Genomic DNA, 15,518 nt, shown 5'->3' on the forward strand with positions numbered 1-15,518 from the left:
CCGACCGACCGAACGCCTGATCGCGTGATCAGGGGGTCCGGGGGCACCCCCCGGAGAACACAGCACCTTCGACGAGGACCGGGCCCGGGTGGTCGCCGGATACGGTCTGGCCGCCGTGGTCCACCTCTTCATCGGCCACGCCCTCGCCAACAGCCTCCACCGACGCTGAGGGCGAGGGCCTTCGCCCGCGTCCGCCGGGGACGCGGCCACCGGACCGGGCGCAACCACCGGACCGCCGGGGCGGCCCCTTGTGGCGCGCGGGCCGGTGACCGGCACATCGGTGCGCACGCCCGGCCCGTACCGGCTTCGGGTGCTTGCCGCTCTCAGCGCCCGGGGACTCAGCGGAAGATGGCCACCGGGTCCAGCAGCAGTTCACTCGTCTCCGATTCCCACCTGCGTACCCTGCCCAGGCAGCGGGCTGGGAACTCCCCCGTGTAGTACTCCTCGTCGCGAAGTTCTTCCTGCTCCTCCTCCGACACACAGGTGACCCGCACACACGCGTCGCCGTCCCCGTACCGTGCCCTCAGCTCCACGTCGCCGTTGTCCTTGCGACGGGCGGTGAACCGGCCGGTGACGGAGACCCACTCCGAGACGAAGGCGCTGAGCGGGACCTGGCCGTCGTCCAGGTCCCGCAGGCTCTCGGAGAGGGACCGGTTGAGGACCAGCCGGCCGGTGATGAGGTCGGCGTCGACGACGACGTCCTCCTTGCGCATGGTGTCCATGAGCACCCCGATCACGTTCATCGGCGTGCTCTCCCGCAGGTAGGTGGTGACCCGCTCCTTGGTGATGCCCTGGTCCGCATGCGCGTTCCAGAAGAAGAGCTTGCCGAGCAGGCCGATGTTGCGGGTGACATTGATCCGGTCGGCGACCTCCTCCGCCAGGGACTCCGAGAAACCGCCCACCTCGTAGATGTCCATGACCCGCTTTTTGTGCAGGTAGAGACATATGCCGAGGACGGTGCGACCGCCGCGCCGGCGTCGCCTGCGCGACGGGAGCAGGCGCAGCAGCGCGTACCGGAGCAGGACGGCGAAGCAGACCGCCGTCAGGATCCAGACGACCAGCCACGGCCACCACAGGCCCCACCACTGACTGTCAGTGACACCCACGGATCTCCTTGAAAGCGCCGGTGAGGGAGGAGAGGTTCGCGTCGACCATGCGCCCGCCGGTCTCGTCGGCGGCGCGTTCCAGGGCTGCCGCGTCGGCCTCTCCGAAATGGACGGGGAAGGTGGGCACCGCCTTCGCGTCCGCGCCGAGGGCGCGGTGGCGGTCGAGGAACTCCTCGTACGTGGTGCCGGCGTTGTTCTCGCCGTCGGTCATCAGCACGATCGACACCGGCCGTTCGGGCTCGTCGCGTACGGCGTCGGCGGCGATACGGTAGCCGCGGTCCAGGGCGGACCACACGGCTGTGGCGTCGTCGTAGCCGCCCTCGGTGACGAACCGGTCGAGGGTGCGCAGCTCGTCGTCGCCCTGCACGGTCACCGTGAGCTCCTCGAGCATCCGGCCGCCGAACCGGACGACGGTGAGGCGCTCGCCACGGTAGAAGCGGGCGAACTTGCCGGTGGAGGTCTCGTCGGCGCCGCTGAGCCCGGCGAACGCGGCCCGCAGCTCGGCCATCCGCTCGCCGCGCATCGAGGTCGAGAAGTCCAGCAGGAAGACGACCTGGTCGGCGGTGGGGTCGGCCGGATCGCCATAGTAGGCGACCAGCCGTTGCACGATGGACAGGAGGTCGGGGAAGGAAAGCGCGTTGCCGACGGGTGTCGTCAGCGGCTTCAAGGGCTCGACGTCCTGGTTGACGGGGCGGCGGAAGGTCTGCTCCATCAGCCGGCGCTGGGTGTCGTCGCTGAGCAGCCAGTCCACCACCTTGCGGTACGCGGACCGCTGCTCCGGGTCGAGCAGCAGCAGCGGGAAGTCGGAGAGCACCATGCCGTCGTCGGGGTGGATGATCTCCAGTGGCTCGGGCAGCCTGCCGGAGGAGTTCAGGGACAACAGCTCGGACTCGTGGGCTATCAGTGCGTTGGTGCCGCCGGAGGCGCCGGGGTAGTCGTCGATCAGGTCGCGGGAGCTGGGCGCGGTGAGGGTCTGGCCGGAGCGGAAGCCGCGCAGCCGGTCGCAGGAGACGTCCTGCGACCGCAGGGCGCTGCCGGTGCCGGCGGCCGCGGTGGCGACACCGACGAGCGCGGCCCGACCGGTGTCGCTGCGCCGCGGGTCGGCCATCCCGAAGCGCACGGTGCCCTCGGCGGCGGCGTCCGCGACGTCCGCCCAGGAGATCCGGCCGCCCGGGGCGGTGTTCCTGAGCCGCCGCGCAATGCCGGCTTCCAGACCGACGACCACCGGCGAGTGCATGATCGGGGTGGACTCGGGCCGGTCCAGGCGTCCGCCGGAGTCCTGTACGCGCAGCAGGAAGGAGCGGTCGGAGGCGAGCCAGGCCAGGTCGGGGGCGGCGCGGCCGGATGCGGGGAACTGGCCGTCGAGGTCGGCGTTCGCCTCGTACTCCATCTTCAGCTTGATCCCGGTGTCCTTTTCCAGCTTGCCCAGCAGCGGCTCCACGTCGGCCAGTTCCGGGCCGGCGAGGACGCGGAGGGTGACGTGCTCCTCGTCCCGGGTGCAGGAGGTCAGGCCGAGGAGGAGAGTGAGCGTGAGCGCGCCGGCCAGGACGCGTACCAGACCGGTCACGGGGCGTCCTCCGCAGGCGGCGGGCAGTTGCCGACATGGTTGATGATGTCCTGCAGGACGTCCTGCTCGGGCTCGTACGCCTTGGTCTGGTCGGAGTTGGGCACCGGGGCCTGTATCCCGTGCTCCCGCAGATAGGCGTTCAGTTGCTCGCTGCTGCCGTCGTCGCCGGAGAACCGGACCCTGAAGCCCAGCTCCAGGGCTCGCTGGCGCAGTTGCTCATCGTCTTCGATCACTTTCACCAGGCGGTCGCCCTCGTCGCTGAAGGAGATGAGTTGCGGTTCGGTGAGCGCGTACGGCTTGGGGTAGAGCAGTACGCGGCTGGTGTCCTGCTCGCCGTGCCTGTCGTGGCGGGCCGTCTGGTGGGCCAGGTACTGGTGCTCGTAGATCAGAGAGATGGGCGCCATGGACTCGCCGAGGTCGGAGAAGTAGCTGTCCGCCTGCTCGTCGGCCCACATGCCCTGGAGGTTGATGAGAGGTTTGATCTCCTGGGCGAGGCGGCGTACGGCCGCCTCGGCGGCCTTGGGGTCGTTGGTCCTGGTGGTGCCCGGCGCCTTGTTCCCGTTGGCGACGAAAGCGAGCAGGCTGAGGTAGGTGCCGGCGCTGTTGGATCCGCAGACACTGGACGTGCGCACCAGGACGTTGCCGCTGTTGCTGCGATTGCCCTCGGTGACGTCGTTGTAGCCGATGCCGTTCCAGGTGTCCGCGGTCTTCCCGGCGCCGTCCGCGGGCTCGTGCGGGGCGTCCTCGCCGTCGAGCAGGATCATGAACTTCGCCATGTCGAGGTCGTAGTAGAGCGTAGGAGTGTCGCCGGTCGACTGCTGCCGGGTGGCCACTCGCGCCTTCACCAGGGTCTCGGCGTAGTCATGGAAGGTACCCAGCACCAGGGGTGTGGCGAAGGGACGCACCGATCTCAGGGCGTGCTTCTGCCGGCTGAGCACCTGCTTCGCGGCGGGCTGACCGGACGGGAAGACCACGTCCAGGTCTTTCAGGGACTGCGTGGCGATATCGCGGGAGCCTAGGCGGCGGATGTCCACACGTATGCCGTGCTTCAGTAACAGCCGCTGCACTTCCGGGTCTTTGAAGTAGTCGGACTTGGAGCCCATCTTGGCCTCGATGACCGTGACCTGATCGAACGGCCGGAGCATGTTGCCCGAGGAGAACAGTGAGAACAACCCGGCGAGGGCGAGCGGCAGCGCGACGAGGACGTGTCGTGGGACGCGTCTTCGGGAAGTGATCCGACGGGTGATGAATTTCGGTTCCTGGGACAACGCCCCTCCTGCCGCTCAAGAGGGCAGCATCATCAAGCATCCCGGGGGACAGGGTCCCCCAGGAATGGCCAATTCCGTCCGAATGTGAGGCGACGGGCCGGTGGTGTCGGTGGCGCGGTCCTCAGGTGCCCGCCAGGTGAGCGGCAACCGCCCGGCCGCACGACCTGTTCACCTTCGGCACGACATGAAGCGCGGAGCGCGGGCGGCTGCGGACTCGCCGCGATCGCCCGTCTCTCCCCCGGACCACGTGTTCCGGGGCCGCCCGCAACGCCGTTGATGTCCCGCCGGGTTCAGGTACCGCAGCAGTCCGGGTCGAGGCCTCGGGGCAGGCGGTCGCCGCTGAAGACCGCGCAGGTGGCTTCGTGGCCGCCGAGCGCGGCGACGGCCAGCAGCAGCGAGCCGGCCGTCCAGGCGGTCAGTTCGACCGGCCAGATCGCCTCGTCGTCGAAGACGTACCCCGTCCAGTACAGGCCGGTCTGCGGATCGCGCAGGTGCTGGATGGACTGGAGCACCTCCAGCGCGCGGTCGGATTCGCCCATCACCCAGAGGGCCAGGGCGAGTTCGGCCGACTCGCCGCCGGTCACCCACGGGTTGGGGGACACGCAGCGCACTCCGAGGCCGGGGACGACGAAGCGGTCCCAGTCCTCCTCGATCCGCTCCTTGGCCTCGGCGTCGGTGAGGGCGCCGCCCAGCACGGGGTAGTACCAGTCCATGGAGTAGCGGTTCTTGTCGAGGAACCGCTCCGGGTGGTGCCGGATCGCGTGCCGGAGCGCGCCGGCCGCCAGCTCCCAGTCCGGCTGCGGCTCCTCCCGCTGCTCGGCGATGGCGAGGGCGCAGCGCAGCGCGTGGTGGACGGAGGAGCAGCCGGTGAGCAGCGCGTCCGCGGTGGGCGTGCCGTCGTCGTCGCGCCGCCAGCCGATCTGCCCGCCGGGCTGCTGGAGCCGCAGCACCCATTCCACGGCCGCGTACACGGTGGGCCACAGACGGTCCAGGAAGGTGTCGTCGCCGGTGGAGAGGTAGTGGTGCCAGACGCCGACGGCGACGTAGGCGACGAAGTTGGTCTCCCGCCCCCGGTCGGTGACGTCGTCGGGGTCGCCGTCGGCGTACGCGGCGTACCAGGAGCCGTCCGTGAGCTGGTGCCTGGCCAGCCACAGGTAGGCCTGTTCGGCGGCCTCGTGGGCGCCCGCGGCGTCCAGGGCCATGGCGGCCTCGACGTGGTCCCACGGGTCGAGGTGGTGGCCCCTGAACCAGGGGATCGCCCCGTCCTCACGCTGTACGGCGAGGATGCCGGCGACGGTCTCGACGGCCTGCTCTGCGGTGAGGACCCCGGGCAGGACGAGGTGTTCCGTACGGGAGGCCGTCACTGGGTGACCGCCCCGGCCTCGGCGGCCGCCGAGGCGTCCGCGCCCGCACCGGCCCCCGCACCGGCCTCGACCTCGGCTCCGGTCTCGGCGCGGGGCAGGTGCGGCTTGGTCGCGTACGCCACGAAGCTCTTGCCCATCACCGGGTTCAGGGTCCGCTCCGCGAGGCGGGTCGCCAGCGGCTTCTTCATGATGTCCCAGACCAGCAGCTTGTGGTACGCCCGTACCGGCAGCGCCTTGTCGTTGTCCACGCCGAAGGCGCACTTCAGCCACCAGTACGGCGAGTGCAGCGCGTGCGCGTGGTGGGTGCCGTAGGGGCGCAGACCGGCCTCGCGCATCCTGGCCAGCAGTTGGTCGGCCTTGTAGATGCGGATGTGGCCGCCCTCGACCTCGTGGTAGGCGTCGGACAGGGTCCAGCACACCTTCTCGGGGCCGTAGCGCGGCACGGTGACCGCGATACGGCCGCCGGGCCTGAGCACGCGGACCATCTCGGCGAGGACGCCCTTGTCGTCGGGGATGTGCTCCATGACCTCGGAGATGATCACGACGTCGAAGGACTCGTCGGGGAAGGGCAGGGCGAGGGCGTTGCCCTCCATGGCCGTGGCGGTGGCCCCGGCGGGCGCCTCCCCGGCCTCCTTCATCGCGGCGAACCACTTGGCGACCTCGCGGATCTCCTCGCCGTTCTGGTCCAGCGCCACGACCTGCGCTCCGCGCCGGTAGCACTCGAACGCGTGCCGGCCGGCACCGCATCCGAGGTCCAGGACACGGTCGCCCGGGGCGAGCGGGAACCGGGAGAAGTCGACGGTCAGCACGTGGCCCTGCTTTCACGGTGGGAGGTGACGGGTTCTTCTGCGACGGACGCCCGGGCCGCTCCGGGGCCGGCGGCGCCCGTGGCACCCTCGGCGGCCGGACCGACCGCCACGGGCGCCGGGCCGGCCGCGGGAGCGGCGACGACGGCATCGGCGACGGCGGCGACGGCGGGATCGGCCGCCGCGGCCCCGTCGGCGCGGGCCATCGCCTCGCGGTAGCGGGCGACCGTGCCCTCGGCCGCGCGGGCCCAGGTGAAGTGCCGCAGTACCCGTTCCCGTCCGGCGGCGCCGAGCCGCGCGCGCAGCTCCGGGTCGCCGAGCAGCCGGTTCAGCCCGGCGGCCAGCGCCTGCGCGTCACCGGGCGGTACGGCCAGGCAGGTCTCCCCGTCGCGGCCGGCGACCTCCGGGATCGCACCGCCGGTCGTGGCGAGCAGCGGGGTGCCGGTGGCCATGGCCTCGGCGGCCGGCAGCGAGAAGCCCTCGTACAGCGACGGTACGCAGGCGACCTGGGCGGAGCGCACGAGGTCGACCAGTTCCGCGTCCGAGATGCCCTTGACGAACTCGACGGCGTCGCCGAGCCCGTACCGCTCCATCGCCTGCGCGACGGGCCCCTTGGCGGGGCGCGTGCCGACGACGACGAGGTGTGCCTCGGGCTGTTCGACGCGGACCTTGGCCAGCGCCTCGACGAGGAAGACCAGGCCCTTGAGCGGTACGTCCGCGCTGGACGTCGTCACGATCCGGCCCGGCACGACGGGCACCGACGCGTCCGGTGAGAACAGGTCGGTGTCGGCACCGATGTGGACGACGTGGATGCGGTCCTGGCCTACGCCCAGGTGACCGACGATCTCGTCGCGGGAGGTGCCGGAGACGGTGAGTACGGAGGGCAGACGGCGGGCGACCCGCTTCTGCATCCTGGTGAACGCGTACCAGCGGCGCACCGAGGCGCGCCTGCGCCTGCTCTCCGCCGCGTCCAGGTCCAACTGCCGGTCGACGGTGATGGGGTGGTGGATCGTGGTCACCAGGGGTGCGCCGACATCGCCGAGCAGGCCGTAGCCGAGCGTCTGGTTGTCGTGGACGACGTCGAAGTCACCGCGCCGGGCCCGCAGATGACGGCGGGCGCGCAGCGAGAAGGTCAGTGGTTCGGGGAAGCCGCCGGTCCACATGGTGCCGACCTCGAGCGCGTCGATCCAGTCGCGGTACTCGCCGCGGCCCGGGGTGCGGAAGGGGTCCGGCTGACGATAGAGGTCGAGGCTGGGCAGCTCGGTCAGGCTCAGCCCGTCGTAGCCCTCGTCGAGGACGGGGTAGGGCTGGGCGCCGATGACCTCGACCTGGTGTCCGAGGCGGACGAGCTCGCGCGAGAGGTGCCGGACGTAGACGCCCTGTCCGCCGCAGAACGGGTTCCCCTTGTAGGTGAGGAGCGCTATGCGGAGCGGTCGCAAGCCGTCGGCGGACGGGCCCTGCGAGAGCCCGGCCTGACTGGCCTCAGCGGTCACTCTGGGCCCCCTTCTCCCTGCGCGGTCCCGCGACTGTACGTCGGGACGCTAACCTAGAACAAGTTTCAGAGTTGATCGTTCGGAGGCTTCGAATCTACCGGCAGGTAGGGACGCGGCGAGCAGTGGATCAGGTGATTCACGCCACGGCGGGATGCGTGCCATGCTGTCCGATCATCAACCCTCACCGACGGTCACGGAATGGGGCCCATGTCCGCGGAAGCCCACAGGGACAAGGCGGCCGAGGCGGCGAAGCCGAATGAGCCGGCCGAGGCGGACAGGGCGGCGAAGCCGGGAGCCGGCACCGCCCGCACCTCCCCTGCCTCACCCCTGACCGAGCGGCAGGAGGCGCGCAGGCGGAGCATCCTGCGCGCGAGCGCCCGGCTGGCCGGCCGGGGCGGCTTCGACGCGGTGCAGATGCGCGAGGTCGCGGAGTCCTCACAGGTGGCACTGGGCACGCTGTACCGGTACTTCCCGTCCAAGATCCACCTGCTGGTGGCCACGATGCAGGACCAGCTGGAGCACATGCACGGCACCCTGCGGAAGAAGCCGCCGACGGGCGAGACGGCCGCCGAGCGGGTCGCGGAGACCCTGATGCGAGCCTTCCGCGCGCTCCAGCGCGAGCCGCAGCTGGCCGACGCGATGGTGCGCGCCCTGACGTTCGCGGACCGCAGCGTGAGCCCGGAGGTCGACCAGGTCTCCCGCCAGACGACGATGATCATCCTGGACTCCATGGGCCTCGAGAACCCCACGCCGGACCAGCTCTCGGCGGTCCGCGTCATCGAGCACACCTGGCACTCGGCGCTCATCACCTGGCTGTCGGGACGCGCCTCCATCGCCCAGGTCAAGCTCGACATAGAGACGGCGTGCCGCCTGATCGACCTGGCGGCACCCGTGCCGGTATCCCCACCGGTGCCGGCACCGGCACCGGCACCGAAGGATTCCGACTGAAGAAGTCGAAACTTTCGATTCCTCCCCCTCGGCCGCTCCCCTCCTCAACACCCGTCACCCTTCGGCCATAAGTGAATCGGTTGCGCGCGAACGGTTGACCACCCCCCTGTTCATTCATATCGTCTGCGCTGCCATTCGAAGCTTGCTCCGAAACATTCGAAACCGCAGGGCGCGCCTCGAGCACCTCGGCGCAGAGCATGACAGCAGACGATCCCCGCCATCCGCACCACCACGGCACCCCCACCGGAGAAGAGATGACATGCGCATGATCAAATTAGGAGTCCGAGAGGCGAGAGCCAAAACAGTCAGAGGCCCCCTGGCCGTCGCCGCGACCGCGCTGCTCACCGTGACCGCGCTCGTGGCGCTCCCCCAGAGCACCGCGCACGCCGCCGACACCCTGGGCGCGGCGGCGGCCGAGAAGGGCCGCTACTTCGGTGCCGCGGTCGCCGCCAACCACCTGGGCGAAGCGCCGTACGTCAACACGCTCAACACCGAGTTCAACTCGGTGACGCCCGAGAACGAGATGAAGTGGGACGCCCTCGAGCCCAGTCGCGGCTCGTTCAGCTTCGGCAACGCCGACCGGATCGTGAATCACGCCCGGGGCCGGGGCATGTCGGTCCGCGGGCACACCCTGGTGTGGCACTCCCAGCTGCCCGGCTGGGTCTCCGGCCTCGGCGCCACCGACCTGCGCTCGGCGATGAACAACCACATCAATCAGGTCATGGCGCACTACCGGGGCAAGATCCACTCATGGGACGTGGTCAACGAGGCGTTCCAGGACGGGAACAGCGGCGCCCGGCGCAGCTCGCCCTTCCAGGACCGACTCGGCAACGGTTTCATCGAGGAGGCCTTCCGCACGGCCCGCACGGCCGACCCGAACGCCAAGCTCTGCTACAACGATTACAACACCGACGGTGTCAACGCGAAGAGCAACGCCGTCTACAACATGGTCCGCGACTTCAAGTCCCGCGGCGTGCCCATCGACTGCGTCGGCTTCCAGTCCCACTTCAACAGCGCGTCCCCCGTTCCCTCCGACTACCGGGCCAACCTCCAGCGCTTCGCCGACCTCGGCGTGGACGTGCAGATCACCGAGCTGGACATCGAGGGCTCGGGCGCGGCCCAGGCCACCAGCTACGGCAACGTCGTCACGGCCTGCCTCGCGGTGTCGCGGTGCACCGGCATCACGGTGTGGGGCATCCCGGACAAGTACTCGTGGCGGTCGGGCGGAACACCCCTGCTGTTCGACAGCAACTACACCAAGAAGCCCGCCTACCACGCGGTGCTGAGCGCGCTCGGCGGCTCCCCCGGCGGTGGCGGCGACCCGGGGAGCCCGGGCGCGAACTGCACCGCCGTCTACAGCAGGGCGGAGGTGTGGGGGGACCGCTTCAACGGCAGGGTGACCATCACCGCGGGCAGTTCGGCGATCAGCAACTGGTCGGTGAACGTCACGGTGACGTCCCCGCAGAAGATCTCGACCACCTGGAACGGCTCACCCAGCTGGGACAGCAGCGGCAACGTGATGACGATGCGGCCCAACGGCAACGGCTCACTGGCGGCCGGGGCCTCGACCAGCTTCGGCTTCACCGTCATGACGAACGGCAACACGACACCACCGGGCCTCGGCGCCTGCACCGCTTCCTGACCCGCCCTGACCCACCCCGGCATCACAGGCAGACCCGCCGGCCCGCCCCGAAACCCACGGGGCGGGCCGGTGACGTACACGGCCGGGCGAGGCGGTGACGGGTACGGCGATGGGAGCGGTGGCGTACGCCGCCGGTGACCTCGGCCACCCTCTTCAGGCCACCCCTGACCGCTTCCCTACGGACGGGTACAGTGGCGACGTCGTCATCACACCCGTACGGGGGGAAGCCGGTGCAATTCCGGCGCTGACCCGCAACCGTGAGCCGTCCGCCAGGACGGCGAGCCGGAATGCCCCGGACGGATCGTGACCGGCTCACGCGTCCGGCGGTTTGCCGGTGCGCGGCACCGTCGAGGATACGGAGCCGAGCCGCCGGGGTGTCCCGTGCCGCCCGGCTCCCCCGCAGGGAGAGGCACCCGCCGATCATGAACGTCCGCAGCAGCGCAGCGGTCCTGGCCGCCATAGCCGTGCTCGGCGCCGCCGCACCGGCCGCCGCCGACTCGTCGCCGTCCCCCTCGCCGTCCCAGCAGGCCCTGCCCTCCGCCCTGTACGGCGAGAGCGACCCGCAGTACGACGGTGTGTGGCGCCAGTCGCTGGCCCTGCTCGCCCAGCACACGGTGGGTGCCGAGCCGCCGAAGGAGGCCGTCGACTGGCTGGCCGGCCAGCAGTGCGCCGACGGCTCCTTCGCCCCGTTCCGCGCCGACACCGGCACCGCGTGCGACGCCAAGACCATGGTCGACACCAACCAGACCGCCGCCGCTGTGCAGGCCCTCGCCGCGCTCGGCGGGCACGACGCCGTCACCGGCAAGGCCCTCGACTGGCTGAAGTCCGTCCAGAACAAGGACGGCGGCTGGGGCTACATGGCGGGCGGGGACAGTGACGCCAACTCCACGTCCGTCGTCGTCGGCGCGCTCGCCGCCGCGGGCGAGAAGCCGGCCGAGGTGGTCAAGGACGGCAAGTCCCCCTACGACGCCCTGCTGAAGCTGGCCCTGCCGTGCGACGCCAAGGGCGACGGGGCGGGCGCCTTCGCCTTCCAGCCGGACAAGAAGGGCGAACTGGTCGCCAACGCCGACGCCACCGCGGCCGGTGTGGCCGGCTCCCTCGGCGCGGGCCTGGTCGTCGAGCCGGGCAAGGACAGGAGCGGGGCGGCGGACGACGCCGCCTGCGAGAAGGCCGGGACGCCCGAGCAGGCCGCCGCCAACGGTGCCGCCCACCTCACGGACGCGCTCGCCGCCGATGGTCACCTCGTCTCCGCCCTCCCCGGCGCCGAGGACCAGCCCGACTACGGCAACACCGCCGACGCGGTGGTCGCGCTCGCGGCACAGGGCGCCACCGGGCCGGCCGCGAAGTCCGTGGCCTGGCTGGAGAAGAACGCCGCCGGCTGGGCCGCGCAGAGCGGTCCCGCCGCCTACGCCCAGCTGATCTTCGCCGCCCACGCCACGGGCACCGACCCGCGCTCCTTCGGCGGCACCGACCTGGTGAAGAAGCTGGCCGCCACCGGGCCCGCCGCGCCGGCGGCCGGCACCTCCGGCGAGAAGAACGGCCAGGAACAGAAGGACGCGAAGGAGAAGGACGACTCGGGCTCCGGTTCGGGTGTCTGGTGGGCCCTCGGGATCTGCCTGGCCGCCGGCGCCGGCGTCGGCGTCCTGGTGAGCAGCCGGAAGAAGAGGCAGCAGCCGTGACCCGACGGCCCCGCCGGGCCGTCGTCCTGTTCCTGGCCGCGCTCCTGCCCCTGCTGGCGGGCACCGGCCAGGCGCAGGCCGCCGGCTACCGGTACTGGTCCTTCTGGGACCTCGACGATGACGGTTGGACGTACGCCACCCAGGGCCCGTCCGTCGCCCGCCCCGCCGACGGCGACGTCCAGGGCTTCCGCTTCGCCGTCAGCGAGGAGTCCGACGACTCGGCGCAGCCCCGCGGTGCCACCGACTTCGCCGGCATCTGCGGGCAGACACCGGCGAAGGACGGCAGCAAGCGGGTCGCCCTCGTCATCGACTTCGGTACGGCCGGGGACGCCCCGTCCGGCGAGACCCCGCCCGCGAACCGCACCGCCTGCGCCCGGGTCGCCCCCGACGCCAGCACCGCCGAGGCCCTGGCCTCGGTCGCCGAACCCCTGCGCTACGACAACAGCGCCCTGCTGTGCGCCATCACCGGATACCCGCAGCGCGGGTGCGGGGAACAGGTGTCGGGGACGGGCACGGAGCCCGGCACGGGCGCATCGGCGTCCGGGAAGGAGTCGGAGGACGGGACCGAGGACACCGGTTCCCCGGCGTCCGAGAAGTCCGGGGAGTCCGGGGAGTCCGGGGAGTCCGGGGAGTCCGGGGAGTCCGGTGGCCCCTCCCTCGGTCTCGTCGCCGGGGGCGCCGTGGTGGCGCTGCTCGGGGCGGCGGCCTTCTGGCAGGTACGCCGTCGTGGCTGAGCCCGGCGGCGGCCGGCCACGGGAACGCATCACCCCCGCCCCCTCCACCGCCCCCCGCCGTCGGCAGGGCGACTCCCTGCACCCCGGCGCCTGGTGGCTGTGGGCGCTGGCCCTCGGTGTCGCCGCCACCCGCACCACCAACCCCCTGCTGCTCGCCCTCCTCGTCGTGGTCTCCGCCTACGTCGTGGCCGTCCGCCGGCCGGACGCCCCCTGGGCCCGCTCGTACAGCGCGTTCGTCAAGCTGGCGTTGCTCGTGATCGTCGTGCGGCTGCTCTTCGCGATCGTCCTGGGTTCCCCGATCCCCGGTACGCACGTCCTTCTCGACCTGCCCGAAGTCCCGCTCCCCGACTGGGCGCAGGGCATCCGCCTGGGCGGCCGGGTCACGGCCGAGGCGCTCACGTTCGCCCTGTACGACGGCATGAAGCTGGCCACGCTGCTCATCTGCGTCGGCGCCGCGAACGCCCTCGCCAACCCGTCCCGCCTGCTGAAGTCCCTGCCCGGCGCGCTGTACGAGATGGGTGTGGCCGTGGTCGTGGCGCTGACCTTCGCGCCGAGTCTGATCACGGACGTCCAGCGACTGCGCGCCGCCCGCCGACTGCGGGGCCGTCCCGACCGCGGGGTCCGGGGTCTGCTCCAGGTCGGACTCCCGGTGCTGGAGGGCGCGTTGGAGCGTTCGGTCTCACTCGCCGCCGCGATGGACGCCCGCGGGTACGGCCGTACGGCACAGGTACCGGCCGGGGTCCGGCGTACCACCGCCGCCCTCACCCTCGGCGGGCTGCTCGGCGTCTGCGCGGGTACCTACGGGCTGCTCACCGCCGAAGGTGCCGTATACGGCGTCCCCGTACTCCTCGCCGGTCTGGCCGCCGCACTCGCGGGACTGTGGCTGGGCGGGCGGCGTTCCCCGCGCACCCGTTACCGGCCCGACCGCTGGGACGCCCGCGCCTGGCTGGTCGCCGGCTGCGGCGCGGCGGTCGCGGCGCTGCTGGCCGTCGCCGCCGCACGCGACCCGGCGGCCCTGCACCCCGGTGTGGTGCCGCTGGTCGCGCCCACGCTGCCCCTGTGGCCGGCGGCGGCCGTACTCCTCGGCCTGCTCCCCGCCTTCGTCACCCCCGCCCCCGAGGACACCGGCAAGGAGCCGTCGTGATCCGCTTCGAGAACGTCTCCGTGACGTACGACGGCTCCCCCGAACCCTCCGTGCGAGGCGTCGACTTCGAGGTCCCGGAGGGCGAACTCGTCCTGCTCGCCGGGCCGTCCGGCGTCGGCAAGTCCACGGTGCTGGGCGCGGTCAGCGGCCTCGTCCCGCACTTCACGGGCGGCACCCTGCGCGGCAGGGTCACGGTGGCCGGCCGCGACACCCGTACCCACAAGCCACGCGAACTGGCCGACGTGGTCGGGACGGTGGGCCAGGACCCGCTGTCGCACTTCGTGACGGACCTCGTCGAGGACGAACTCGCCTACGGCATGGAGTCGTTGGGGCTGCCCCCGGACGTGATGCGCCGCCGCGTCGAGGAGACGCTGGACCTGCTGGGCCTGGCCGACCTGCGGGAGCGCCCCATCGCCACGCTCTCCGGCGGCCAGCAGCAGCGCGTCGCCATCGGCTCGGTCCTCACCCCGCACCCCCGGGTGCTGGTCCTCGACGAGCCGACGTCCGCACTGGACCCCGCGGCGGCCGAGGAGGTCCTCGCGGTGCTCCAGCGTCTCGTCCACGATCTCGGCACCACCGTCCTCATGGCCGAGCACCGCCTGGAACGCGTCATCCAGTACGCCGACCGGGTGGCGCTGCTGCCGGGACCGGGCGAACCCCCGCTGCTCGGGACCCCCGCGGAGGTGATGGCGGTCTCCCCGGTGTTCCCGCCGGTGGTGGCCCTGGGCCGGCTCGCCGGCTGGTCCCCGCTCCCGCTGACCGTACGCGACGCCCGCCGCCGCGCGGCCCCCCTGCGCGAGCGCCTCGCGGAGGCCGACGAACGGGCGCGGGCGCGGGCGGAGACACCGGCAGAGACGGTGGCCGCGCCCGCCGCACCGGAGCCCGCCCGGAAGGTCCCGGCCGCCCCCCTCACCCCCCGCGGCTCGTTCCTCTCCCTGTTCGCCCGCAAGCGGCCCGACGGCACCGCTGCCGCCCCACCCGCCTCCCTGTCCGCCCCCGTCCGTGTGGCCGAGGTCCGCGCCCTGGCCGTCCGGCGGGGCGCCGTCCGGGCGCTGCGCCACATCGATCTGACGGTCGCCCCCGGCGAGACGATCGCGCTCATGGGCCGCAACGGCGCCGGCAAGTCCACACTGCTCGGCGCACTGGTCGGGCTGGTGGAACCGTCCGCCGGTTCGGTCCGCACCGGTGGCGCCGTGCCGCACCGCACCCGCCCCCGCGACCTGGTCCGCCGGGTGGGACTCGTCCCGCAGGAGCCGCGGGACCTGCTGTACGCGGACACGGTCGCCGCGGAGTGTGTGGCCGCCGACCGGGACGCGGAGGCGGAGCCGGGCGTCTGCCGCGCCCTGCTGTCGGAACTGCTGCCCGGCATCGCGGACGACACCCACCCGCGTGACCTGTCCGAGGGCCAGCGCCTGACCCTCGCCCTGGCGGTCGTCCTCACCGCCCGCCCGCCGCTGCTCCTCCTCGACGAGCCGACCCGCGGCCTGGACTACGCGGCGAAGGCCCGCCTGGTGACCGTCCTGCGCGGGCTGGCCGCCGAGGGCCACGCGATCCTGCTGGCCACGCACGACGTGGAGCTGGCGGCGGAACTCGCCCACCGGGTCGTCCTCCTCGCCGAGGGCGAGGTCATCGCCGACGGCCCGGCGGCCGACGTGGTCGTCGCGTCGCCGTCCTTCGCCCCGCAGGTGGCGAAGATCCTGGCCCCGCAGCACTGGCTCACGGTCTCCCAGGTCCGGGAGGCCCTGTCATGACACCCGCTCCCACCCC

The 15,518-nt window shown here is 72.2% G+C and carries 12 protein-coding genes and 1 riboswitch; of the genes, 6 read left to right on the top strand and 6 right to left on the bottom strand.

The genetic code is table 11. The features are described from left to right. Positions 1-338: 338 nt before the first annotated feature. The 6 genes from V4Y04_RS10075 to V4Y04_RS10100 all read right to left on the bottom strand — a co-directional run bounded on the left by V4Y04_RS10075 (position 339) and on the right by V4Y04_RS10100 (position 7,604). Complete coding sequence (locus V4Y04_RS10075; protein ID WP_332427135.1) at positions 339-1,106, bottom strand: hypothetical protein; 768 nt, start codon at positions 1,104-1,106, stop codon at positions 339-341. Then, complete coding sequence (locus V4Y04_RS10080) at positions 1,093-2,673, bottom strand: VWA domain-containing protein (RefSeq protein ID WP_332427137.1); 1,581 nt, start codon at positions 2,671-2,673, stop codon at positions 1,093-1,095. Before V4Y04_RS10080 ends, V4Y04_RS10075 begins: the two co-directional genes overlap by 14 nt. Then, positions 2,670-3,941, bottom strand: a complete 1,272-nt coding sequence (locus V4Y04_RS10085) for a hypothetical protein (RefSeq protein WP_332427139.1) — start codon at positions 3,939-3,941, stop codon at positions 2,670-2,672. Before V4Y04_RS10085 ends, V4Y04_RS10080 begins: the two co-directional genes overlap by 4 nt. A gap of 290 nt (positions 3,942-4,231) precedes the next feature. Then, positions 4,232-5,305: a prenyltransferase gene (locus V4Y04_RS10090; RefSeq protein ID WP_332427140.1), complete on the bottom strand. Its 1,074-nt coding sequence runs from the start codon at positions 5,303-5,305 to the stop codon at positions 4,232-4,234. Beyond that, positions 5,302-6,114, bottom strand: coding sequence for a class I SAM-dependent methyltransferase (locus tag V4Y04_RS10095; RefSeq protein ID WP_332427142.1), 813 nt, complete (start codon positions 6,112-6,114; stop codon positions 5,302-5,304). The genes V4Y04_RS10090 and V4Y04_RS10095 overlap by 4 nt, the downstream gene beginning before the upstream one ends. Next, positions 6,108-7,604 (bottom strand): glycosyltransferase family 4 protein, encoded by a 1,497-nt coding sequence (locus tag V4Y04_RS10100; RefSeq protein WP_332427144.1) that lies wholly within the window; start codon positions 7,602-7,604, stop codon positions 6,108-6,110. Before V4Y04_RS10100 ends, V4Y04_RS10095 begins: the two co-directional genes overlap by 7 nt. Before the next feature lie 207 nt (positions 7,605-7,811). Here V4Y04_RS10100 and V4Y04_RS10105 point away from each other — a divergent pair, with 207 nt between their 5' ends. The 6 genes from V4Y04_RS10105 (at position 7,812) to V4Y04_RS10130 (ending at position 15,502) form a co-directional block, all read left to right on the top strand. Then, positions 7,812-8,552, top strand: coding sequence for a TetR family transcriptional regulator (locus V4Y04_RS10105; RefSeq protein ID WP_332427145.1), 741 nt, complete (start codon positions 7,812-7,814; stop codon positions 8,550-8,552). Positions 8,553-8,817: 265 nt separating this feature from the next. Then, positions 8,818-10,194, top strand: a complete 1,377-nt coding sequence (locus tag V4Y04_RS10110) for an endo-1,4-beta-xylanase (RefSeq protein WP_443080172.1) — start codon at positions 8,818-8,820, stop codon at positions 10,192-10,194. A gap of 220 nt (positions 10,195-10,414) precedes the next feature. Continuing rightward, positions 10,415-10,487: riboswitch (cobalamin riboswitch) on the top strand. A gap of 129 nt (positions 10,488-10,616) precedes the next feature. After that, on the top strand, positions 10,617-11,873 hold the full coding sequence (locus V4Y04_RS10115; protein WP_332427148.1) for a prenyltransferase/squalene oxidase repeat-containing protein: 1,257 nt from the start codon (positions 10,617-10,619) through the stop codon (positions 11,871-11,873). After that, positions 11,870-12,607: an SCO2322 family protein gene (locus tag V4Y04_RS10120; RefSeq protein WP_332427149.1), complete on the top strand. Its 738-nt coding sequence runs from the start codon at positions 11,870-11,872 to the stop codon at positions 12,605-12,607. The genes V4Y04_RS10115 and V4Y04_RS10120 overlap by 4 nt, the downstream gene beginning before the upstream one ends. Positions 12,608-12,635: 28 nt before the next feature. Continuing rightward, a complete protein-coding gene (locus V4Y04_RS10125) occupies positions 12,636-13,751 on the top strand; it encodes a CbiQ family ECF transporter T component (protein ID WP_332432778.1) in 1,116 nt (371 codons plus the stop codon). Then, positions 13,748-15,502, top strand: a complete 1,755-nt coding sequence (locus tag V4Y04_RS10130) for an ABC transporter ATP-binding protein (RefSeq protein ID WP_332427151.1) — start codon at positions 13,748-13,750, stop codon at positions 15,500-15,502. Before V4Y04_RS10125 ends, V4Y04_RS10130 begins: the two co-directional genes overlap by 4 nt. Positions 15,503-15,518 lie beyond the last annotated feature (16 nt).

The organism is Streptomyces sp. P9-A2, from assembly GCF_036634175.1.
GTDB classification, from domain to species: domain Bacteria; phylum Actinomycetota; class Actinomycetes; order Streptomycetales; family Streptomycetaceae; genus Streptomyces; species Streptomyces pratens.

Bases quoted from the DNA above. Each gene is read 5' to 3' on its own strand.
- V4Y04_RS10105 (WP_332427145.1), top strand. From the start codon at position 7,812: ATGTCCGCGGAAGCCCACAGGGACAAGGCGGCCGAGGCGGCGAAGCCG.
- V4Y04_RS10110 (WP_443080172.1), top strand. From the start codon at position 8,818: ATGATCAAATTAGGAGTCCGAGAGGCGAGAGCCAAAACAGTCAGAGGC.
- V4Y04_RS10115 (WP_332427148.1), top strand. From the start codon at position 10,617: ATGAACGTCCGCAGCAGCGCAGCGGTCCTGGCCGCCATAGCCGTGCTC.